Here is a 22,122-nt window from a genome sequence, read left to right as displayed (position 1 = left end):
TTGTAGACTAAGGATTAACCCAGTTAACCACCCGTGTCTCCATTTCTTCATCAGACATACCGATTTCCGTGACACAGCGACCAGCGACGCCCACGTTGGCAGCTCGCATCTGTTGTTGTGTGACCACCGCATCCCCAGTCAATAATAAATGCCAACTTGGTAAGCCTTGCCCTTTATACAGTCGCTTATAGGCGCAGTGCGATGGTAGCCACATCATCTTGGGCAAGTTGTCCATAGTCAGCTGAATACAGTCTGGCACGTGCTCCTGACGCGTTGCATAGTGACTGCAATATCCCGTTGCGCAGTCCATCAACTGGCAGGTGACATCGGTATATTCGACCAGCTCTTCATCCACATTACCGCTTTCATCTTCATCGATGTACTTAATCAAGCAACAACTGCCGCAACCATCGCACAACGCTTCCCACTCGCTATGGTTTAATTCTGTTAACGCAAATCTCGACCAAAATTGCGAACGTAGTGGCTCAGACTCATACTTAGAGTCAGCATCAGCATTAGAATCGACATCGGCACTATCAGGGAACAAACTTACCGATTGCGCAGGCGTGGGCGCTACATCGAGACCTAAGTTCAAGTCAGATTGGTCATTATTTTTGTTTAACAAATTTATAGTCATAAAGTCGCAGTAGCATTTTGATAAAGAGCGTTACAGTATTATAGCTGTTTTTGCTAGACATGGGCGTTAAGGTAGTACGAGTTAGAAAAACGAACCATCACAATGACGAATAATTAAAACTCACAACATAAAAAAGGACAATAATATGTCAATTAAGACGTTTGAATTAATCAGTACTACCGAGAATGGTGTAGAACTTATCAGTTATGTAGCACTACCAGAGAACGCTTCAGATGAAAATCCAGCAGCAGGTATCTTGGTGGCACCAGAATGGTGGGGCGTGGTTGATCATCCAAAATCAGTGGTTGAGCGTTTGGCAGAAGCAGGCTATGCAGCAGTCGCTATGGACGTTTACGGTGAAGGCAAACTAACCACCGATGCAGCCATGGCAAACATGTGGATGGAGCAAGTACTGGCCGATCAAGACATGCTAATGGCACGCTGCCGCTTAATCCTTAATGATTTCAGCGATCAGTTATCAGTCGATGGTGACAACCTAGGTGCAATCGGTTACTGCTTCGGCGGTAAAGTCGTACTAGATATGGCTCGCGAAGGCATGCCGCTAAAAGCCGTTGCCACATTCCATGGTAACCCAACCCCAAAACAGCCAGCAGACAAAAACTTTGCAGCAAAAGTGTTGGTTGCTCATGGCCGTGATGACTCAATGGTATCAATGGATGCTATCGAAGGTCTAAAATCAGAGCTAGATGCAGCCGATGTTGATTACACTATCGACGTTTATGACAATGCCAAACATGGCTTTACCAATCCGCATGCTGATGAACGAGCTGCTAAAAACGAAGTGGATCTTGGCTACAATGAAGCCGCTGCTAAACAAAGCTGGGAAAACATGCTTGAATTTATGAAAGCCAATTTAGCATAAGAAACGATTTGGTATAAAGACCATTAAAAAGGGTAGCTTAATTATTAAGCTACCCTTTTATTTTGAGCGTTATTTTATCATCTGTCTTTTAGCCCAGTAATCAGAGTAGTCTTGTGCTTCTTATCAAATCACGTCATTATCACTTTACTATAAACTGGATTGAGTGACGAAGATGTTGTATCTAATGGTGACCCAGTTGGGCTGGCTGGCTTTTACGATTTTATTGATCGTAGTGGTCGCGTTATATACTAGGATAGCTCGAAAAATCGAGCATCTACGCCGCGATGTAACAACGCTGCAAGCTGAGCTGGAGCAGCAAAGACATCGTAGCATGACGCCTCCGTCTGCACCTTTCGTCGATGGAAGCAATTATGCGCGCAACACTGCTACTGACGATCATGATCTTAAAGACAATGCTCCTAAAGACAGTGACGCTAAAGACCATGATGCTAAAGAAATAGCTTTTGACTCACAACACTCTTCTCCAGATAATCAGCTGCCTGTATCACCACCACCGCTTCCTACCGTTGCTTCAAACTCAACTATAAATGCAGCATCAAACATCTATGACAATACATCTATAGACGATAAATCTATAGATGATAACGCCTCGATAAATACGAAAAACACGACGTCTACCGCACCGATTGAGCCAGATGAACGCTCATTGCCTATTGTGACCTCACTAATTCACTCAATCAAAAACTGGTTTTTTGGTGGCAATTTAGTCGTGCGAGTCGGCGTATTGGTGCTGTTGGTAGGTGTGGTGCTCCTGCTTCGCTTATTAAGCGAATATATCGAAATTTCGATTGCCACGAAGTTGATAGCAGTTGGCGTTACAGGGTTAGCATTGGCAGCGCTTGGATTAAAGCTGACGGCAAAACGATTTTCATATGGGATTACGCTACAAGGTGCAGGTTTAGCAATTGCGTATCTAAGCACCTTTTTTGCTTACAGTGTTTATGAAATCATTCTTAGTATTCCAAGCTTTATTGGGCTTGGGTTATTGTCTGCCATTACCATTGCTCTCGCCGTCCGTCAGAACGCCTTCCCTTTGGCATTACTAGCATTATCGGGTGGATTTTTTGCACCGATTTTGACCAGTGAAGATACTGGCAGCTTGGTTACCTTATTCAGCTATTACCTACTGCTAAACGTCACCATTGCCGTCATTGCTCACTATCGACCGTGGAAAATATTGAATCTATTCGGTGTGACTGTGACATTTGGCTTGGCATACTATTGGGGTGTCAGCAAAAACCTGAGCGCCGTCATTGAAACGCAGCGTTGGTCATTGGTAGCATTAGTAGCCTTACACTTGCTGCTTTACTTATTTGTCGTCATTCGTTATGCGCAACAAATCATTACCTATAATGCGCTAAACGAAAAAGACCTCAGTCATGCTGATAATGTAGATGACACAAAACACTTGGACAGAGCCCATGTAGGCAGCTCCTATGTATTCCCCATTGATACGGGTTTACTGTTTTCAGTACCGCTACTGGCTTTTGGTTTATTTTCTGCCTTACTAAACGACATCTCTAACGCCCTCACGATTACCAGTGCCATTTTGGCTGCGGTTTATCTTGGCTTAGGCTGGCTATTCATCCAGCGCAGTAAACGCTATGCTTTAATCACCGAAGGCATATTGGCATTAGGATTAGGATTTTTTGCACTCGTTATTCCGCTGGCGCTAGATGCTGAATGGATTGCTTTTGGTTGGTCTGTACAAGGATTGGCGCTAGTATGGTTTGGACGACGCTCGCTGCGGTCGTGGTCTGTGTTATTCGGCTTACTATTACAGCTCGTCAGTATTGGTATGCTAGTCACAACAGCGATATTCTCTATCGAAGACTATCCCGTTTTAGCCTTTAGTATTTCAGCGCTCAGTTATCTAGCGACCGTCTTTATATTACGCGCTAGCAACTCCCCTGCCGCGCTGATTAATACGTTAGACGGCAGTAATAACCTTAACAATAAAGGCGCTACAACATCCTCAGTCATACAATCACAATCACTGGACAGCACATCAGATCCATTAACTAGTTATGCGCGTGCGCTGGGTGACAGTACGCAAGCGGCGCATCAATGGCTGACCTCAATCAATAATCAGAGCCGCGTATTCAAATTTGTTTGGCATAGCCCTAGATTAACCAAATTTTTAACATTGACCGCGATGGCTTGGGTGCTACAAGTACTGATGCTTGACTTGCATCATTGGTTTGATATCTGGCAATCAAGCACGACCGTAATTGCACTGGCAGCACTCATCAGCTTGATCACTTATTGGGTCATCAATCGCTATCGTCCATGGGCAGAAATTAGACAGCTTAGTCATGGATTATTAGCCTTGTTCTACTTCATGCTAATACTACAACTGCCACAAAAATTTGAGCGAAATCTAACATGGGCAATAGCGGAATGGCTAGTGTTTGCAGGGTTGATAGTCGGATGGTTAATCATGGGGCAGCTATGGCTAAAAACATGGTCTGATACATGGTCTGATAATAAGAATACCTCACGTTATACTGCTGCAAGCTGGCTAGGTACGGGCATCTTACTCATTGCTGCCGCGGCGCATTATGGCCTACCAGACTCTGATGGCGTAATGGCTTTCTTGTTTTCAGCGACACTCATATTATTTGGGTTATGGTTAAATCATCGTTATACGAGACAAAACGTAGAAAACACCTCAACTAATAAAGTTTCAGAACACGGTCTACTGTATTGGTTTGATTGGAAACAGGCACTATTAGGATGCGCTGCCATCTTTGCTCCCATTGCTTTACTGTGGGTTGTTCTGACCAATTGGTCTTATGACGGTGTGATTTGGGGACTGTCTTATGTTCCATTATTTAACCTATATGACATCACATCTTGGTTGACACTATCGGTTGGCTTTAGTCTGTATTACATCAGCCAACGCCGCCACAATGAAGCCGTTATCGATTCGAGCGCTGCTGCCAAATCTAAGCGCGTATTCACCGCTGAGAGTCTGCTAATTATATTGGGGCTGATCAGCTTTTGGTTAATCTCCAGCATGTTGGTCAGAACGCTACACGCCTTTATTGGCACGCCACTTTGGAATGACTATCAAGGCGGCGCATGGCAAAGCGAGCAGGTACAAACTGGACTGACGATTTTGTGGACGCTCTTAGCATTGGTCGCCACCATCATGGCGAGTCGCTATTGGCAGCGCGCGCTTTGGTTCATGGGTATTGGGTTGTTAGGCATTGTCGTACTTAAGCTGGTTTTGGTAGATTTGTCACAGACTGAGGCAATTTGGCGAGTGATATCCTTCCTTGGTGCAGGCAGTTTAATACTATTAATTGGTTACCTTGCCCCATTACCACCCGCGCATGAGGAAGCAGAAAACCAAAATCAGGCGTGATGACAAAGCTGATTGGGTGAAATTGTGCCGTGAGCAATGTGGTTCTGTAGTAAACTGGACACCATTAGAAAGTAAACGTTGATTGTTTTACTTTTAGCATTTTTTATAAAAGGTTATGAAAGCAGATGGATAAGAGAGCAAGTATTCAGTGGTTCCCTGGGCATATGAACAAAGCCCGTAACGAAATCAAAGAAGTCATGCCGCAGATGGATTTGGTCATCGAGGTCATCGATGCGCGTATTCCATATAGTAGTGAAAACCCAATGGTCGCAGCACTGCGCGGCGAAAAACCTGTTATCAAAATCCTGAACAAAGCTGACCTTGCCGATCCTGAGTTGACTCAAGCATGGATGGATTATCTTGAGCAGCAAGATGGGGTCAAAGCCATTGCTTGCGATACTGAAAAAGCCAATGATGTTAAACGCATCATCGCCATCTGTAAGCATCTCGTACCCAACAAAGTCGGGACTGGTCGTCAAATCAAAGCGATGATTATGGGTATTCCAAACGTTGGCAAATCAACGCTGATCAATACGCTAGCAGGACGCGCTGTGGCAAAAACAGGCGACGAGCCAGCCGTGACCAAGTCACAGCAGCTGATTAAGCTCGACGATGACATCATGCTCTATGACACACCTGGTATGCTATGGCCGAAAGTTGAAAACGAAAACTCAGGTTATCGTTTAGCAGCGACGGGCGGTATCCGTGATACGGCTTTTGACTTCGCTGATGTAGCCAGCTATACCGCTGAGTACCTAATGCAAGCCTATCCTGAGCTGCTAAAAACTCGCTATAAAATTGAAGAGCTGCCAAAGACTGATTGGGAATTTTTTGAAGTCGCTGGACGTAATCGCGGCTGTGTACGCGCTGGCAACCAAGTCGATACGTACCGTATGTCTGAGATTCTCATTAACGAATTGCGTAGTGCGAAGATTGGTCGCATTACGCTAGAGACACCAGCAATGACTGAAGCGGAAGAAATCGTCGTCGCTGAAAAACGACTCGCTGCTGAAGAGAAGAAAAAGGCGAAAGAGGAAGAAAAGCGCTTACGTCGTCTAAAAACGCGGAAGAATCGGAAGTAGATTCACCAATAATATAAGCTACTATGAATCCATTAATACCATCAGCTAAAACCATCCAAATTTATCTGCCAAAAGGTAACCCTCGTGGGTTGCGTTTGGCAGAGATGACTACGCGCACAGTAAGATTGATTGAAATCCCACGTATCCACATTGACGACTTTTTTGCGATGCCCGATGCCAATCAAGTTGGTTTGTATTTTTTGATTGGTGATACCGACAGTGTAGAGAAGCCGTTACTTTATGTTGGACAAACTGGCGATCTTAAAAGACGTCTTAACCAACATGATGACAAAGATTTCTGGACACGGGCTTTTGTCATGCTCTCGACCAATAACTCTATGACGCAAACCCATGCGCTATATATGGAACATAAGGCTATCGCAACTGCTATAGAGGTGGGACGTTACGAACTAAAAAATGGAAATAATGGTAATAAACCGCATACACCTGACCCATTAAAGGCTGATTGCGAGGAATTATTCCACACCCTTGACGTTTTACTATCCACCTTAGGACAGCCTATTTTTGAGTCCTTGGCTATTCATGATAGTCTTTATAGCAACGAGACTTATAAAAGTAAATCGATTGACTCCACCATTGCTAAAGTTGCTCAAATAATCGATGAAGCTCCATCGAAACCTATTCCATCTCTGTTTTACTATAAGGTAAAAGATGGTGATGCTAAAGGATACTATGACGACGATGGCTTTGTAATATTAGCAGGTTCTCTCATACGGCAAACACAAACGTCATCAGCTCCGCCATTCGTGACTAAATTAAAAGAGAGTCTGCTCAGTAGCGGCAAACTCGTAGCCGTAAACAATACAAGCTATAAACTCACTGAAAACCATTTATTTAAGACACCCAGTGGAGCCAGTGCTCTAGTATCAGGACGTTCGACCAACGGATGGATTGAGTGGAAAAATGAATCGGGCGAAACTTTAGACAGTGTTTATCGATAACCCGTTACTTCTCTATAGCGATACTATCTACTTCCTTTATTTATAAGTGGTTAAGCCTCATATACTGGTAGATAGTTTTAACTATTTACCTTCTCACTTCCCAACTATAAATCCAAATCCTATATATCCCTGTTCAACTTACAAGGAATACTTTTGCCTACTCAATTTTCTCAATCATCTACTGCTCTAAACTCCTTTGCCCCGCGCCTACTTGATTGGTTTGCCGAAAATGGTCGCCATGATTTACCTTGGCAACAGCACCAAACTGATACGCCCAATCCTTATATCGTTTGGTTATCCGAAGTGATGCTTCAGCAAACACAAGTGACCACTGTACTGCCCTACTTTGCACGATTTATGGCATCGTTTCCGACTGTGCAGGATTTAGCCGCAGCAGAATGGGATACCGTAGCAGAGCATTGGGCAGGGCTTGGCTACTATGCACGCGCGCGTAATTTGCATAAAGGTGCTAAGCAATTGGTTGAGGTCATCGATGAAACGGGCGAGTTTCCACAGACGCTATCAGGATGGGAGGCGATTTCGGGCGTTGGGCCATCGACTGCTGGCGCGATTATGGCGATGGGATTGCATCATTATGGCGTCATCTGTGATGGCAATGTCAAACGAGTGCTGACACGTTGGGCCGCTATCGACGGCGATATCACCAAATCTGCTACCACCAAAGATTTATGGGCATTGGCAGAGCGACTGACACCGACAGAGAACTCAGGATTGTTTGCGCAAGCCATGATGGATATGGGCGCGACATTATGTACCCGTAGCAAGCCTGCCTGTCTATTATGCCCACTGAAAGAAGACTGCATAGCCCATGCGCAAGGGCGCGAGACTGATTATCCCGTCAAAGCAAAAAAGCAGCCCAAACCTAGTAAATTCAGTGATGCACTGCTCATCGAAAGTGTAGATGGTGACATACTATGGCTACAACGCCCTGACAATGGTATCTGGGGTGGATTATGGAGTTTGCCATTGCAGTTTATGGAGAAAATTAATGGTAAAGAAAACACTAAGGCTACTGTTAAAAAGACGCTAGCTAGCGCTGATAAGCCATCAAACGTAGCAAACGATGTCCGCAGTAATGAAAAAGTATACGAAGCAGAATTTACCACTGCCGAGCAAATCATAAATGAATGGCTGATAAAAAATGAACTGGTGGCAAAGTCAGTCAGCAATACCTTGCTCGATGACGCCCCTATCAAGCATTCGCTGACGCATTTTCACTGGTATTTGACACCATGTAAACTGATGATTAACGCGACGCAGGTAACTGAGCTAAATCAAAAATTAGCAGCGGCTGAAATTGAATTTAAGTGGTTAACCGAACAAAAAGCGCAAGACAGCCTAGGACTGCCTCGCGCGATGGTTAAAATCTTAGAATAAAAATTGGAATAAAAAAAGCGACTCACTATTAATAATGAGTCGCTTTTTTATGATGATAATATAAAGATAACTAAGCCTACAGTACTCTAAGACTTTGGCACACGTAAACGCATGAGGCCTTCTTGTTGCACGGTAGCGACCAGTTTGCCATCTTGCCAAAACTGGCCATGATTCAATCCTTTCGCATTAGACGTGGTATCACTCCACATGTCATACAGCATCCATTTATTCAAATCAAAATCACGATGGAAATGCATTGAGTGATCGATACTGGCAGCTTGTAGACCACTGGTCATAAAGCTAACACCATGTGACATCAGCCCTGTACCAACCAAATAAAAGTCAGACGAAAATGCCAATAGCGCTTGCTGAATAGCCACTGGCTGATTGCCCAATTCACGAATGCGTAGCCAGTTTGCTTGCTTAGGCTTCATAGGTTCTGGGCTAATCGGATTACGCGGCTTAACTGGCTTAATCTCAACATGACGGCGGCGCATAAATCTTGCTTTTAACGCTTCTGGTACTTTTCCGACATTCTCTTCTTTTAAATCTTGCTCTGTCAGCAAGTCTTCTGGCGGTGGATAGACAGGCATGTCTTCTTGATACTCAAGCCCATCTTCCATCGGTGAAAACGAGGCAATCATTGAAAATATCACTTGCTCAACAGGCGGCTTACCACGTACTTCTTTGTACTGAATAGCCGTGACTTCACGTGCAGACAAGCTACGACCATCACGCAATCGACGGACTTGGTATATCACTGGTTGGTTGATATCGCCACCACGCAAAAAATACCCATGCAGTGAGTGACAAGGTTTGTCTTTATCTAATGTATGCGCCGCTGCCATAATCGCTTGAGCGAGCACTTGCCCACCAAATATACGACTGCCCACATAGTCATGGCTTTTACCCTCAAACACATCAGGGGTAACTTCAATAAGCGCGATAGTAGCCAGCAGCTCATCAATCAGTTGTAGATTATCGGACATGACGATATGTTTCCTTATTTTTATCAAAAACGCTCAGCATCTGATGATATTGATGCCATATAGCCATCATATTTGAATGTAAAATAATGCGAGATCACTTGTTAAGATCTGTCGAAGGAGACCTTAAAATAAACATACAGACATCGTTAGCGATGTTATCACCGAATATTTATTTTCTATAGAAAAGGTAAACATCTTACCCAATATTGGTGGCTTTGACTAGTTGCTGTCGGCTTACTCATAAGTATTGCTTGTCTGTTTTTGCCAGACAAATCACAACTAAAGATCAAAACAAGTAATCTCAACCATAAAAAAACGAGATGTATAATAACACCTCGTTTTTGACAAATACGCCGATGTTTATGGCTTAACTGCTACGAGTACGCGAATAGAGTCCGGTACTAATGACAAGTTACCAAGCGCTTGCTCACCTTGAGCTTTAAGCTGCTCTAGACGCTCAATCTCTTCAGGACGTACGTTTGGATTGATCGTCTGTAGATGTTTTAGACGCTTGATTTCGCGTGACCACTGCTGGCTAAAGCGTGTACTTGCTTGCTCACCAATTTCAGCGATCTGCTGACGAGCGATGTCTTCAGCTTCGTAATAACGCTGCTCAATCACATCGCCGCGTACTTTAATGACTTGGCGAGCACGGTTTTTATCCAATCGCTCAACGTGCGGCATAATCATCTCAGCACTGATACGAGCCGATAAGTCGCTGCCCTGCTCACTGATAAAGACACGGATATTTTGCGTGGACAAAGTCGCTGGCAGATTAAGCACTTTTGGCGCGATTGCTTCAACACGGAAGTTTACCTCTAGCAGTACCATACCTTGCGGAACCGCGGCACTTTTTAGCATAGCAACTGTCGTATTACCAAAAGTGCTGGTACTCGCTAGCTCATAAATTGCCCGCATCAATGGATGCTCGTGAGTGATGAATTCGATATCTTCACGCTGAAGCGCTTGCTCACGCTCAAAGGTCAGGGTCATACCGTCTTCATCACCAAGTGGCAAACCATCAATATAGTCACTGATCTCGGTGCTATCGATAGGCGCGATAACCCACGAGCCATCACGTTGAATGTTATGATCGATATTAGCAGACGCAAAGAAACGCTCAATAAAGTGCGGCAGCAAATTATTACCATCAAAGTCACGCATAGCATCGGCGATACGACCAGCGACACGCGGACGGCATGAGTTATACTCTAGCAGACGGTCACGACCAGCTTGTAGCTGTGCTTCTAGTCCCAAACGTGTCTGTAGCGCCTCGTCAATGATGTCTTGCAAGATGACATTATTTTCAGCGGTATCAGCACCCTCAAGCATTGGCTTAAGCTCTTGGATATATTGCTCTTGTACGCTTTGTGCGGTTGGCGATATCTGATTGAACATGTTCAGCGCATCGTTATACCACTGATACAGACGCTCTTGCGCTGTACCTTGCACATAAGGCACATGTAGCATGATTTGCTGCGTCTGACCGATACGATCTAGACGGCCGATACGCTGCTCTAACGTATCTGGGTTAGCAGGTAGATCCCATAGTATTAATTGGCTTGCAAACTGGAAGTTACGACCTTCTGAACCAATCTCCGAACACAGTAGTATCTGTGCGCCTTCACTATCTGCAAAGAATGCAGCTGCTTGGTCACGCTCAAGCAAAGTCATCTGCTCAGTAAAGATAGCTGTCTTAATGCCTGCATGCAGACGCAATACCGCCTCTAAACTCTCTACCGTCGCACCACTACGAGCGATTAATAGGACTTTTTGATGCTTAAGCTCACCGCGCAAAATATCAATCAACCAAGAAACACGTGGATCATCTTCTAGCCAGCCACCGTCTGGTTGGTTTTCTTCGCCCCATAGCTGCTCACGCAACTTACCATTGGTTTGATAGCTGTCTTTCCATGCCTCAGGAAGTGGCAATGGATATGGTTGGCTACTACGGCCATAGAACCCTTTGACACTCTCACGAGTATTACGGAACAAAATACGACCTGTACCATGACGATCTAATAGCTCATTCAATGCATGTGTACGCAGTTTTTCATCTTCATTGATTGAAGATAACTCTTCAATACTAATATCTAATAAGCTACTTAAAGCAGCGATTTGACCTTCATTCAGTGGCTTTTCTTCTATCAAGACGCCAGCAACTGCTGCTGTCTCTGCAAAAGCTTCTTGCCCATCGATAAATTCATCCAAATCATCAAAGCGATCTGGATCCAGCAAACGCAGACGGGCAAAGTGGCTTTGCGCACCAAGCTGCTCTGGCGTTGCCGTCAATAGCATCACGCCTGGCGTTTCTTCGGCGAAATCTGCAATCAGGTCATACTTATCATTGCCGCCCTGTGCTTCATCCCAATGCAGATGATGTGCCTCATCAACGACCAATAAATCAAACCCTGCATCCATCGCTTGATCGTATAAGTCTGGGTGATCGAGTAACAGATCCATACCACCAATGATACATTGCTCAGTGGCAAAGACGTTTTGTTCAGGATCGTGTTCTTTAATAGCTGCAGTACGCACTAGATCAAACAAGGCAAAGTTTAGGTTAAAGCGACGACGCAGCTCAATCATCCATTGGTACTGCAAACTATCTGGCACTAAAATCAATACACGCTCAGCTTTGCCCGTTAGCAACTGCTGATGAATAATCATGCCCGCTTCGATGGTTTTACCAAGGCCAACTTCATCAGCCAGTAGTACACGCGGTGCGATACGTTTGCCGACTTCATGTGCGATATACAGCTGATGCTCGATGATATCGACACGTGCACCCATTAGGCCTTTTAGTGGATGACCTGCCAGCGCTGACTGCATGCGCAAGATATCTTGACGCAGCTCATACCAGTCACCACGTTCAATACGGCCAGCAAGCAAACGCTCAAGCGGCTTGGCCAATGTAATATTGGCAGCAAGGCGGGTTTCCATGATGCCGCGCTCGTGCTCATCGACGCCATATTTCAGTACACCCATCACTTCATCAACAGCATTGACCGTATAGCTTTTGCCATCTTGATCGTAGATGCTATCGCCTACTTTAAACACCACGCGCGATAATGGCGCAGAGTTTTTGGCGTAGACGCGTGTCTCTTCACTTTGCGGAAATAAAATATGCACGCATCGGTCGTCAACATCGATGACCACACCTAAGCCAAGCTCAGACTCCGTATCAGATAAATAACGTTGACCAACGGCGAATTCAGTACTGTGCAATGAAGCAATAGAGATAGTCATAAGGCGATGTCTTTTGTACTCAGATAATGAAATTTAGATAGCAATGGTAGATTGTGATAGCGGTAAGATTACAAAGAACATAGATCGTCAATAGACGCAAAATAAATGTCGTAATCTTAGTAGAGCCAGCAGCTCAGTCACACCATTATATAACGTTAGCGGGTAGATGAGTGCGTTAAGTTGACTTTTCAAGAGGCAGCTTGCGATAGCTATGATTTTATAAGTTATTTAATCGTTACTATGTCAAACAAATACGCGATTGTTAAATAATACAGATTGTCCTGCTTTATCAGCAGCTTATATCTATTCAATCGATATTTGGCCGATTCGTTTTTGACTAAAAATACCAACGTGCTACATTAAGCCGATAAGGATTCATGCGATAGACATTTATTCGCTGATTATCTATAAGACAACAATAAGTAAGGACTAGCCATGCACGCCGTTTTTTTAGATAAAGGTACTTTTTCTGAAGGTATTGACCTGCCAGCGCCAATAGGTGTGAGCGATTACATCACTTATAACGACACGCCAAAAGACACGGCTGTCATCATTGAACGTTGCAAAGATGCTGACATTATTATCACCAATAAAGTGCAAATCGGTGCAGAAGTAATAGAGCAACTACCGAAACTTAAGCTGATACAGCTGACTGCTACTGGCATGAATAACGTCGATCAAGAGGCTTGCGATAAGCACGGTGTTGCGCTGTTCAATGTCGCTGGTTATGCAGTCAAAAGCGTGCCTGAACACACATTTATGCTTATGTTAAATGCAATGCGCGCAGGCATCCACTACCATCAGAAAGTCACTGATGGCACATGGCTGGCAAACGGTAATTTTTGTCTGCTGGATATTCCGCTGATAGATTTGGAAGATAAGACACTAGGTATCATCGGTATTGGCACTATCGGCAAACGCGTAACCGAAATCGCTCGTGCCTTTGGTATGACCGTACTATGGGCAGAGCACCAAGAACGCGAACCACGCAGCGACGACTATACCGCGTTTGATGAAGTGCTGGCACGTGCGGATGTGATCAGTCTGCACTGTCCATTGAATGAACAAACTGAGCATCTTATCAATAAAGGCACTCTGGCGAAAATGGTTAAACAGCCGATCATCGTCAACGTCGCCCGTGGCGGCATCGTTGATAGCCAAGCATTAACTGATGCGATTAATAGTGAGCAAATCCTCGGCTATGCTAGCGATGTGTTTGAACAAGAACCGATCGCTGACAATGACCCACTGCTCAGTATCAGCGACCATCCGCGTGTTATCTTTAGTCCGCACAATGCATGGGGCAGCAAAAGCGCCCAAGAGACCTTGTGGCAGATGTTAAGCAAGCAAGTGGCTGACTACATCGACAACCATCCTCAATAACTATCAAGACGCTAATGACTAAACCGTAACCAGTCGTCTTTTATCTTGCGATACTTAAGCATGATTCGATCGCTTAGATAGTTGTTGGTCACGAACCAAGGATAGCGATCGCCTTGCTTAGGTAGCTCGTCTTTGCCGCGTCTGACATAACCAGACGATAGCGAACCCATTACGGTATCTGCTTGAGCACAGGCTGTCATATCGTCAGTCTGTGCTTGTGGCATGGCGACTTGATAGCGGTTCTTATGCATATACCCCAACAGCCTCACTACATACTGACAAGCTAAATCGATTTTTAGTGTCCACGAGGCATTGGTATAGCCAAACAGTGCAGCCATATTAGGTATGCCTTCTATCATGACTGCCTTATAAGTCATACGCGTGCCGATATCGACGGCCTGACCGTCGATATATACCGCGGCCCCACCCAACATCTGTAGCTTTAAGCCAGTCGCAGTAACGATGATATCAGCGTCGAGATGCTGGCCAGATTGCAGCATAATTCCCGTTGCCGTAAAGTGGCTGATTTGATCGGTCACTACTGTTGCGCGTTTGTCCTGCAGGGCTTTGAATAAATCACCGTCAGGTACCGCACATACTCGTTGATCCCATGGATTATAGTCAGGCATAAAATGCTTGCTGTCGACGTCGCTACCTTTTAACTCTTTTTTCACCCCACTTCTTAAGACTGCCTTCATCACCTTGGGTGCATGAGTCGCAACTTTGTACAGGCCTTGCTGCCTCAGCACATTACGCGCACGCAGTAGCGTATATGCCTGCTCTTTTGATAATGGTGAAAACTTGCCTGATAACCAGTCAATAGCATGGTCATCACCCGGCACGCTTGCCACATAGGTCGGCGTACGCTGCAGCATCGTGACATGACGCGCACACTGATTACTGTCTTTGTCTACTAGCGCAGGTAGCAATGTCATCGCTGTGGCACCGCTACCAATAACGACGACTTTTTTATCATTATAATCTAGATTATTCCAGTGCTGTGGATGGACGATTTGACCGTGGAAATTCTCTTCTCCTTCAAAACGAGGGCGATAGCCTTGCTCATAATCATAATAACCAGTGGCACCTACAATAAACTTGGCAGTCTTAACAAAAATCTCACCGCTTGCATGGTTTTTAATAGTTGCTGACCACTGTTGTTCCTCACTAGACCATGATATCTGCTGAACTTCATGCTGATAATGGATATGTTTGGTCACCCCAAACTCGCGTGCCGTATCGGCGATATAGCGTTTGATATCATCGCCTGCTGCAAGCATTCTATAATCAAGCCACGGCCTAAAATTATAGCCAAAGGTCAAGGCGTCAGAGTCAGAGCGAATCCCCGGATAGGTAAATAAATCCCATGTACCACCCAAATCAGCACGCTTTTCTAAGATAGCAAAGCGCTGTGGAGGTTTTTGCTTATTAGTCAGTTTTGCCTGCTTTTGCTTTTTGGAAGCTTTATGACCGAATAGACCTTTATGCTCCTGTTGCTGTAAACGGCAAGCCATACCAATACCTGCGATACCCGCACCGATAATCAATACTTCATAGTCGGCTACTTTATCCGTCTTTAACTTTCTACCTTTAAGGCGGTTTTTAATGGCCTGTTTGGTCGTGGTGATATCAAGCATACTTTCATCCTTGTGTTTGCATGACTGGCATTTTATAGCTGGCTTTAGAGCAGTTGTTTATCGCATCTATTAACAGCAAGTGGCAAAATTTAACGATTTAAAATGGGCAGGGACTCTCCCAGTCCATCCAAGCACCTATTACCGGATGCTTTAAACGCAATTGCTGTGCATGTAAGTTGAGCCTTGGGGCTATCTCTAATGCCGCACCTTCAGCATAAATCGGATCGCCAATCATCACATGATCGACATGCACCATATGTACGCGTAGCTGATGGCTACGACCCGTGACTGGCTTTAGCATGACCCGAGTGACTGCCTCGCCATTACAGGTTTCATGAGCCACAACTTCATACAACGTCAGTGCATGCTTTGACCAGTCGTGATCGACGATATGACGCGGTTTGGTACTTGGCTCATAGCGCACTGGCACCGATATCTCACCAGTTGCGCCGACTTGCTCCCACTCACCAAAGACACGCGCTTGGTACTTCTTTTGTGGTAAACGCTCGATGAATTGCTTACTGATATTGGTTTGCGCTGCTGCATTTTTTGCAAAAATAAGCAGTCCCGACGTGTCCATATCTAAACGATGAATCAGTTTGACAGCTGGATTGGCACGCTCAAGACGAGCAAGCAGACTGACTTTGAGTGTTTTACCATCGACGCTTAATAGGCCTGCAGGTTTATCAACCACCCAAATGTCATCGTCTTCGTAAACCGTAATTTCTTGCGCAAATTTTTTGAAAAACTCAAGCGGATAAGCGCCTTCTTGGGCATTGAGGGCATTAACTTCTTCATCGGTAAAAGGCATAAATTTAACTACTTATGTAAATTGGTTTTAAGATAAGGATTTTTGGTGGTTAATCTTTTGGACATGATAGCTATATTTGGCACGATAGCCACTTTATGAGCAACGGTTATATGGACAAAAGGGCAAAACTTTGACTGATTTTTAACGTTATTAATATCGCTAGCTACTAATCACTAGCTACTATGTAAACGAGGTAAACATAAGACTTCTACCTTGCTGGGATATATACTTTGATAAGGATAATCGTATTAAATAACAGATTAGACACTCTTGTGCTGCACCGTTTCGATTTATTGTGCTAATACTAGTTGTTAAACAATTTAACCAGCCTGTATCTGTCAAATTAGGGCAAACATGTTAATATAATGGCACATTTTCACCCCTTCTAAACAATTCTTTGACCACCAACTGATTTATTATTAAACCAATATATAGGTTGATGAGTGGTGATAGAAGTAATAAAACAAGAGAGATAAAATTATGTCAGACCTTATTGTACATACTACCGACACAGACTTTGATCAAGACGTACTACAATCAGACGTACCTGTATTAGTAGACTTCTGGGCGCCATGGTGTGGTCCTTGTAAAGCCATCGCTCCTATTTTAGAAGATCTAGCGACTGAGTACCAAGGTAAAGTTAAAATCGTGAAAGTAGACGTAGACAACAACCCACAAGCGGCTAGCCGTTTCGGCATTCGTAACATCCCAACACTATTTGTATTCAAAGATGGCGAAAAAGTTGATTCAGTAATGGGCCTACAACCAAAAGCTGAATTGGCTAAAGTACTAGACAAGCATTTATAAGTTAAATTTGCTCGCTCTAGGTTACCTTGAGCGGGTAAAATAGAATAACCGAGAAAGCCATTATCTGACTAAGATAGTGGCTTTTTTGCTTGTTTTTTGTGCAAAAAACTCGATAATGTGACTTTTTTGGCAAAATTTATTGACAACGCTATTGTGAAGACCGTATAGTCTGCTGACAAGAGAAAACCAACTGTTTTCCTAAGTATCTTGTCGCTATTCTCCTCGTGTTTATCAACAAAAACACAATCGTCATTATAAACACCATTGCTGAACAAAATGACTAAACGCAATTACTGATATTGAGTTTTTGACGCAGACTCTTATGTAGCCTTTATTATCCCTATTTCTTATTACCTTGCATCCAATGATGGCAGTGCGTACATAAGCAGACATATAAAACCAGAACTACATAAACTACAGCGCTGTGCACACACCCATATCATCATATTACCGTTGTTTTAATCACTGTCGTGACTTGTGCTGCTAATGGCATCTCTCATCTGATCAATTGCTAATGACCTATCTATGAATCTTACTGAATTAAAGAAAAAATCAATCGCTGAGCTATTGGCTATCGCCAAAGAAATGGGTCTTGATAATATGGCGCGTAGCCGTAAACAGGACATTATCTTTGCTATTCTAAAAACCCATGCGCGTAACGGTGAAGCCATCTATGGTGACGGCGTACTTGAGGTTCTTCCTGATGGTTTTGGATTTTTGCGCTCATCAGAAGGCTCATATTTAGCCGGTCCTGATGATATTTATGTCAGCCCAAGCCAAATTCGCCGCTTTAGCCTAAAAACTGGTGACAGTATCGCTGGTACGATTCGTCCACCAAAAGATTCTGAGCGTTATTTTGCATTATTAAAAGTTGGCGAAATCAACTTTGATACGCCAGATCGCTCACGTCATAAGCTTATCTTTGAGAACCTGACGCCCCTATTCCCAACTGAGCATTTAAAACTTGAGCTTGGTAACGGAACCACTGAAGATTTGACTGGTCGTATCATCGACCTAATCGCTCCGATTGGTAAAGGTCAGCGTTCTATCATCGTCGCACCGCCAAAAGCGGGTAAAACGATGTTGCTACAAACCATCGCGCAATCAATCACTCGTAATAACCCTGAATGTTATTTAATCGTACTATTGATTGATGAGCGTCCAGAAGAAGTCACTGAGATGGTACGTACAGTACGCGGTGAAGTGGTCGCTTCTACCTTTGATGAGCCGCCACAGCGTCACGTACAAGTGGCTGAAATGGTCATCGAAAAGGCCAAGCGTTTGGTTGAACATAAGCAAGACGTGGTTATTTTGCTTGATTCAATCACTCGTCTAGCCCGTGCTTATAACACGGTTATCCCATCATCAGGCAAAGTATTGACGGGTGGTCTAGATGCCAATGCTCTAGAACGTCCAAAACGCTTCTTTGGTGCTGCGCGTAACGTGGAAGAAGGTGGTAGTTTGACTATTATTGCCAGTGCATTGATTGATACTGGTAGTAAGATGGATAGCGTCATTTTTGAAGAGTTTAAGGGAACGGGTAACCAAGAGATCACGCTTGAGCGTGACTTGGCTGAGAAACGTGTATTCCCTGCGATTAATATCAAAAAATCTGGTACACGCCGCGAAGAGCGTCTATTGGACGAAGACAAGCTGCGTAAAGTATGGATTTTACGCAAACTGCTTCAACCGATGGATGGCGTACAAGCCACTGAGTTCTTGTTGGACCGCCTAAAAGAAGCGAAAACCAATGATGAATTCTTTGAGCAAATGAAGCGTAAATCACAAAACTAATTCTTAGTTAGTTTGCTAGACATATTCAGCTTCGATTTGATATTAAGACTACCTATAGGTAGTCTTTTTTATGACAGCATCAAAATATTAATGGTTAAACCCATTAGGACGTAATCTGCACTGTCGCTCACATGCGTTGCTGATGATACAGTACGGCAACATCGCTTACATCTCGTTTGCAAAGTTTAGCGCTTTTACTACGACTATATTATTAGTAACCGACTATTATGACAGACAGTAGGAATATACTTGAAAATATCATGGACACAGTATTTTGAAGGTATTGTATTTTAAACTTGATGACTTAATAGGTGATAATATGAAATTTGCTAAAACGATCGCAATGACTGCAATTACTAGCTCAGCCCTAATCATGACTGGTTGTAACTCTTATAGCGGTATGAGCAATACAGCTAAAGGTGCTACCGCTGGCGCAGCCGCTGGTGCTCTTATTAGAAGCAAAGGCGACAGCAAAGATATCGCTCGTGGCGCATTGGCTGGTGCAGCGATTGGCGGTGCTGGTGGTTATGTTCTTGATAACAACTAAATCTTTCTACGCTGATATTATTTGACAATTGATTGAGTAATATCAGATAAAAGATGATAAAAAAGCCTGCAATTCGTTGCAGACTTTTTTATGTCTTAATTTTGATTATAAGTCCATGCGCTAGACTTATAATCAAAAACATTAGTATTAGAAATACATCATTAGTCAAATACACAGTTATTAATACATATGGCCATTAAAGTGCACCGCTGAACGTATCGCAAGATTGTACATTACCGCTTTCTAGACCACGGGTGAACCATTCGACACGTTGTTGACTGGTACCATGAGTAAAGTTGTCAGGCACTACTGCACCACCACTCGCTTTTGCTAGACGATCATCACCGATTTGACTAGCTGCATTCACCGCTTCATCAAGATCACCAGCCTCTAAAAACTGTACACGTTCTTGATTGCGCTGGGCCCATACACCAGCAAAACAATCCGCTTGCAACTCTTGCAATACTGATAGCTTATTGGACTGTGCTTGGGTCACTTGCTGACGAGCTTCATTGACCTGTTGGCTAATGCCCAGTAGTGTCTGTACATGATGACCTACCTCATGTGCTATCACGTAGGCCTGTGCGAAATCGCCAGCCTTACCTTGGTTCTCTTCACCACCAGAGCCTTGCTGATCGCCTGAAATACCAAGATTCTGACGCATCTCTACGAAGAATGACGTATCCAAATAAACAGTCTGATCCCCTGGACAATAAAATGGACCTGTTGCAGAGCTAGCACTACCACATGCCGAGCTAACCTGACCATTAAACAAAATCAATGACGGTTCTTGATAAGTGCTACCAGCTTCGTTAAAGATTTGATGCCAGACTTCTTCTGTATCTGCTAGTACAACTTTCACAAACTGCGTGTCTCGGTCTGTGCTGGTTGCCAGCTCGGTAGATGACTCACTGCCACCACCTGTAACCGTTTGACCTGTCTGTAATGCGGTCATTGGGTTTACCCCAAATACCAACCATAAAATACCTGCGATGATAATACCGCCAATACCACCGCCGATCATCTTACCGCCACCTGTGCTAGAGCGCACATTCGAGCTGCCTCGTCTACCTTGCCATTTCATAATTCTATTCCTCAAATATAGATTGATTCATTATTTCTATTAACCACTACTTCTATTAATCTTTACTTATGTTATATGTTATTTGGCTGGTTAATCCACGCTATGACCTAGTCTACTATCCTAAAAGCAAGTAGAAACTTATAAAATTGCTAACTTAACTATGATTTATGTAATACAGGACGATAATCGGACTACTTAACTTCATTTTTACCCATAAAAACGAGATTAATATCGACAATTCGGGACAATAAATAAGAACTAAAAAAACGCTCAATCCTTCTGATGTCATTGATTATACTTCGATTAATTTGGCTTCATGTATTAAAAAGTATATCGGATAGAGAAAGTAAAATATTATTTTAAATTTTATTGTTACTTAATTGTACAGGCTATTTCTATTTACTTAGAAAACCTATAGAATGCGTGGAAGCTGAGTAGCTGTGACTAAGACTAGTTGAATTCTGAGAAATCTCGGATTTCGACCTTTGTTGCTGCTACTGCTCATTTCATTTTTCCGGAGAAAACCATATGAAACTTAAATTACTTGCTCTAGCTGGTATCATGACTGCAACTATGGGCCTTACTGCCTGTGATAGCAGCAAAGAAAATGCTGCTGAAGATTTATCTGACGCGCAAGAAGAAGTGCAAGACGCTTCTGAAGAGCTAAACGAAGCTGCTGCTGAAGGCGAAATGACTGCTGATGCTGACGCTGCTGTTGCTGGCGCTGAAGCTGACATCGCTGATGCACAAGCTGCAACTGCTACTGACGAAATGGACGCTGAAGTTCCTGTAGACGGCGACACCACTAGCATGGACGTAGCTAGCGAAACTGATACTGCTGCTGTTGAAGCTTCTGACGAAGTAGTAGTTGAAGAAGCTCAGTAATTTATTGTTCATACAATAGATAAACTGTAGTAAAAAAAAGAGAGCCTATGCTCTCTTTTTTTATGTCTATGATTTATGATCTTAGTAGGACTCTACTTTATAGATAACCCTAATATACGATGCATGCTGCAATATCGAAATATATAGATGTACGCAAAAATAACTAAGTGCAAATACGCACTAGCATTCTTATAAACTCACGATAAAACAGACACACTATCGTTCAGCGCAGTGCCAAACTAAGTATTAGCTATCAAACAAACGCTCGTCAACCTTCTGACGAAATTTCTGTCCTGTCTTGAAAGTAACCACACGGCGCGCGGATACTGCAACAGGCTCCCCTGTTTTCGGGTTACGGCCTGGACGGCTGTTTTTATCTTTAAGCTCAAAGTTGCCAAAGCCTGAAAGCTTGACCTCTTTGCCATCAATCAAACTCTCTGACAGCTCATCAAAAAAGTTCTCCACCAGACAGCGACCTTCTTGGCGTGTTAGGTTTAGGTGACTCATTAAATGCTCAATCATGTCAGATTTGGTTAAGGTGCTCACAGTACGACTCCTATGCTATGTCGTGATGTCGAATATC

The 22,122-nt window shown here is 43.7% G+C and carries 17 protein-coding genes; 10 read left to right on the top strand and 7 right to left on the bottom strand.

The features are described 5' to 3' along the window. Positions 1-7: 7 nt before the first annotated feature. A complete protein-coding gene (locus QL898_RS10640; RefSeq protein ID WP_290176782.1) occupies positions 8-547 on the bottom strand; it encodes a YcgN family cysteine cluster protein in 540 nt (179 codons plus the stop codon). 235 nt (positions 548-782) lie between these two features. Between QL898_RS10640 and QL898_RS10635 the strand changes: the two genes are divergently transcribed. The 5 genes from QL898_RS10635 (at position 783) to mutY (ending at position 8,353) form a co-directional block, all read left to right on the top strand. Next, complete coding sequence (locus QL898_RS10635) at positions 783-1,520, top strand: dienelactone hydrolase family protein (RefSeq protein WP_102092069.1); 738 nt, start codon at positions 783-785, stop codon at positions 1,518-1,520. A gap of 172 nt (positions 1,521-1,692) precedes the next feature. Then, positions 1,693-4,911: a DUF2339 domain-containing protein gene (locus QL898_RS10630; protein ID WP_290176768.1), complete on the top strand. Its 3,219-nt coding sequence runs from the start codon at positions 1,693-1,695 to the stop codon at positions 4,909-4,911. A gap of 125 nt (positions 4,912-5,036) precedes the next feature. Beyond that, positions 5,037-5,993 carry a ribosome biogenesis GTPase YlqF gene (ylqF, locus tag QL898_RS10625; protein WP_290176767.1) on the top strand — a complete coding sequence of 319 codons (957 nt, stop codon included), beginning with the start codon at positions 5,037-5,039 and terminating at the stop codon, positions 5,991-5,993. 23 nt (positions 5,994-6,016) lie between these two features. Continuing rightward, a complete protein-coding gene (locus tag QL898_RS10620; RefSeq protein ID WP_290176766.1) occupies positions 6,017-6,955 on the top strand; it encodes a GIY-YIG nuclease family protein in 939 nt (312 codons plus the stop codon). 153 nt (positions 6,956-7,108) lie between these two features. Then, positions 7,109-8,353, top strand: a complete 1,245-nt coding sequence (gene mutY / locus QL898_RS10615; RefSeq protein ID WP_290176765.1) for an A/G-specific adenine glycosylase — start codon at positions 7,109-7,111, stop codon at positions 8,351-8,353. A gap of 86 nt (positions 8,354-8,439) precedes the next feature. On the opposite strand, the gene QL898_RS10610 is transcribed toward mutY, so the two are convergent. Both QL898_RS10610 and rapA read right to left on the bottom strand, forming a co-directional pair. Then, a complete protein-coding gene (locus QL898_RS10610) occupies positions 8,440-9,342 on the bottom strand; it encodes an acyl-CoA thioesterase II (protein WP_057761915.1) in 903 nt (300 codons plus the stop codon). A 360-nt stretch (positions 9,343-9,702) separates the two neighbouring features. Continuing rightward, positions 9,703-12,591 carry an RNA polymerase-associated protein RapA gene (gene rapA / locus QL898_RS10605; protein WP_290176764.1) on the bottom strand — a complete coding sequence of 963 codons (2,889 nt, stop codon included), beginning with the start codon at positions 12,589-12,591 and terminating at the stop codon, positions 9,703-9,705. A gap of 435 nt (positions 12,592-13,026) precedes the next feature. Between rapA and QL898_RS10600 the strand changes: the two genes are divergently transcribed. After that, the gene (locus tag QL898_RS10600; protein ID WP_290176763.1) at positions 13,027-13,974 is read left to right on the top strand and encodes an NAD(P)-dependent oxidoreductase; all 948 of its coding nucleotides are present in this window, start codon (positions 13,027-13,029) and stop codon (positions 13,972-13,974) included. 11 nt (positions 13,975-13,985) lie between these two features. Here QL898_RS10600 and QL898_RS10595 read toward each other — a convergent pair whose 3' ends face one another. Beyond that, positions 13,986-15,611 (bottom strand): NAD(P)/FAD-dependent oxidoreductase, encoded by a 1,626-nt coding sequence (locus QL898_RS10595; RefSeq protein ID WP_290176762.1) that lies wholly within the window; start codon positions 15,609-15,611, stop codon positions 13,986-13,988. A gap of 97 nt (positions 15,612-15,708) precedes the next feature. After that, positions 15,709-16,422 (bottom strand): RluA family pseudouridine synthase, encoded by a 714-nt coding sequence (locus tag QL898_RS10590; protein WP_290176761.1) that lies wholly within the window; start codon positions 16,420-16,422, stop codon positions 15,709-15,711. A 480-nt stretch (positions 16,423-16,902) separates the two neighbouring features. Between QL898_RS10590 and trxA the strand changes: the two genes are divergently transcribed. The 3 genes from trxA to QL898_RS10575 all read left to right on the top strand — a co-directional run bounded on the left by trxA (position 16,903) and on the right by QL898_RS10575 (position 19,570). After that, positions 16,903-17,229 (top strand): thioredoxin, encoded by a 327-nt coding sequence (gene trxA / locus QL898_RS10585; RefSeq protein ID WP_057761928.1) that lies wholly within the window; start codon positions 16,903-16,905, stop codon positions 17,227-17,229. Between the two features lie 525 nt (positions 17,230-17,754). Then, positions 17,755-19,023: a transcription termination factor Rho gene (rho, locus tag QL898_RS10580; protein ID WP_055125334.1), complete on the top strand. Its 1,269-nt coding sequence runs from the start codon at positions 17,755-17,757 to the stop codon at positions 19,021-19,023. A 319-nt stretch (positions 19,024-19,342) separates the two neighbouring features. Beyond that, positions 19,343-19,570 (top strand): hypothetical protein, encoded by a 228-nt coding sequence (locus QL898_RS10575; RefSeq protein WP_101204904.1) that lies wholly within the window; start codon positions 19,343-19,345, stop codon positions 19,568-19,570. Positions 19,571-19,766: 196 nt separating this feature from the next. On the opposite strand, the gene QL898_RS10570 is transcribed toward QL898_RS10575, so the two are convergent. Further along, positions 19,767-20,654, bottom strand: a complete 888-nt coding sequence (locus QL898_RS10570) for a neutral zinc metallopeptidase (RefSeq protein WP_290176760.1) — start codon at positions 20,652-20,654, stop codon at positions 19,767-19,769. 528 nt (positions 20,655-21,182) lie between these two features. Here QL898_RS10570 and QL898_RS10565 point away from each other — a divergent pair. After that, on the top strand, positions 21,183-21,539 hold the full coding sequence (locus QL898_RS10565; protein ID WP_201549039.1) for a hypothetical protein: 357 nt from the start codon (positions 21,183-21,185) through the stop codon (positions 21,537-21,539). 246 nt (positions 21,540-21,785) lie between these two features. Here QL898_RS10565 and QL898_RS10560 read toward each other — a convergent pair whose 3' ends face one another. Next, a complete protein-coding gene (locus tag QL898_RS10560) occupies positions 21,786-22,085 on the bottom strand; it encodes an integration host factor subunit alpha (RefSeq protein WP_057761935.1) in 300 nt (99 codons plus the stop codon). Positions 22,086-22,122 lie beyond the last annotated feature (37 nt).

The sequence above is a fragment of the Psychrobacter sp. APC 3279 genome (assembly GCF_030407795.1).
Classification (GTDB): domain Bacteria; phylum Pseudomonadota; class Gammaproteobacteria; order Pseudomonadales; family Moraxellaceae; genus Psychrobacter.
Note: the sequence above shows the minus strand (reverse complement) of the source record. Positions and strands in the feature narration are given on the sequence as shown.

Bases quoted from the DNA above. Each gene is read 5' to 3' on its own strand.
- QL898_RS10635 (WP_102092069.1), top strand. From the start codon at position 783: ATGTCAATTAAGACGTTTGAATTAATCAGTACTACCGAGAATGGTGTA.
- QL898_RS10630 (WP_290176768.1), top strand. From the start codon at position 1,693: ATGTTGTATCTAATGGTGACCCAGTTGGGCTGGCTGGCTTTTACGATT.
- ylqF (WP_290176767.1), top strand. From the start codon at position 5,037: ATGGATAAGAGAGCAAGTATTCAGTGGTTCCCTGGGCATATGAACAAA.
- QL898_RS10620 (WP_290176766.1), top strand. From the start codon at position 6,017: ATGAATCCATTAATACCATCAGCTAAAACCATCCAAATTTATCTGCCA.
- QL898_RS10610 (WP_057761915.1), bottom strand. From the start codon at position 9,342: ATGTCCGATAATCTACAACTGATTGATGAGCTGCTGGCTACTATCGCG.
- rapA (WP_290176764.1), bottom strand. From the start codon at position 12,591: ATGACTATCTCTATTGCTTCATTGCACAGTACTGAATTCGCCGTTGGT.
- QL898_RS10600 (WP_290176763.1), top strand. From the start codon at position 13,027: ATGCACGCCGTTTTTTTAGATAAAGGTACTTTTTCTGAAGGTATTGAC.
- QL898_RS10595 (WP_290176762.1), bottom strand. From the start codon at position 15,611: ATGCTTGATATCACCACGACCAAACAGGCCATTAAAAACCGCCTTAAA.
- QL898_RS10590 (WP_290176761.1), bottom strand. From the start codon at position 16,422: ATGCCTTTTACCGATGAAGAAGTTAATGCCCTCAATGCCCAAGAAGGC.
- trxA (WP_057761928.1), top strand. From the start codon at position 16,903: ATGTCAGACCTTATTGTACATACTACCGACACAGACTTTGATCAAGAC.
- rho (WP_055125334.1), top strand. From the start codon at position 17,755: ATGAATCTTACTGAATTAAAGAAAAAATCAATCGCTGAGCTATTGGCT.
- QL898_RS10575 (WP_101204904.1), top strand. From the start codon at position 19,343: ATGAAATTTGCTAAAACGATCGCAATGACTGCAATTACTAGCTCAGCC.
- QL898_RS10570 (WP_290176760.1), bottom strand. From the start codon at position 20,654: ATGAAATGGCAAGGTAGACGAGGCAGCTCGAATGTGCGCTCTAGCACA.
- QL898_RS10565 (WP_201549039.1), top strand. From the start codon at position 21,183: ATGAAACTTAAATTACTTGCTCTAGCTGGTATCATGACTGCAACTATG.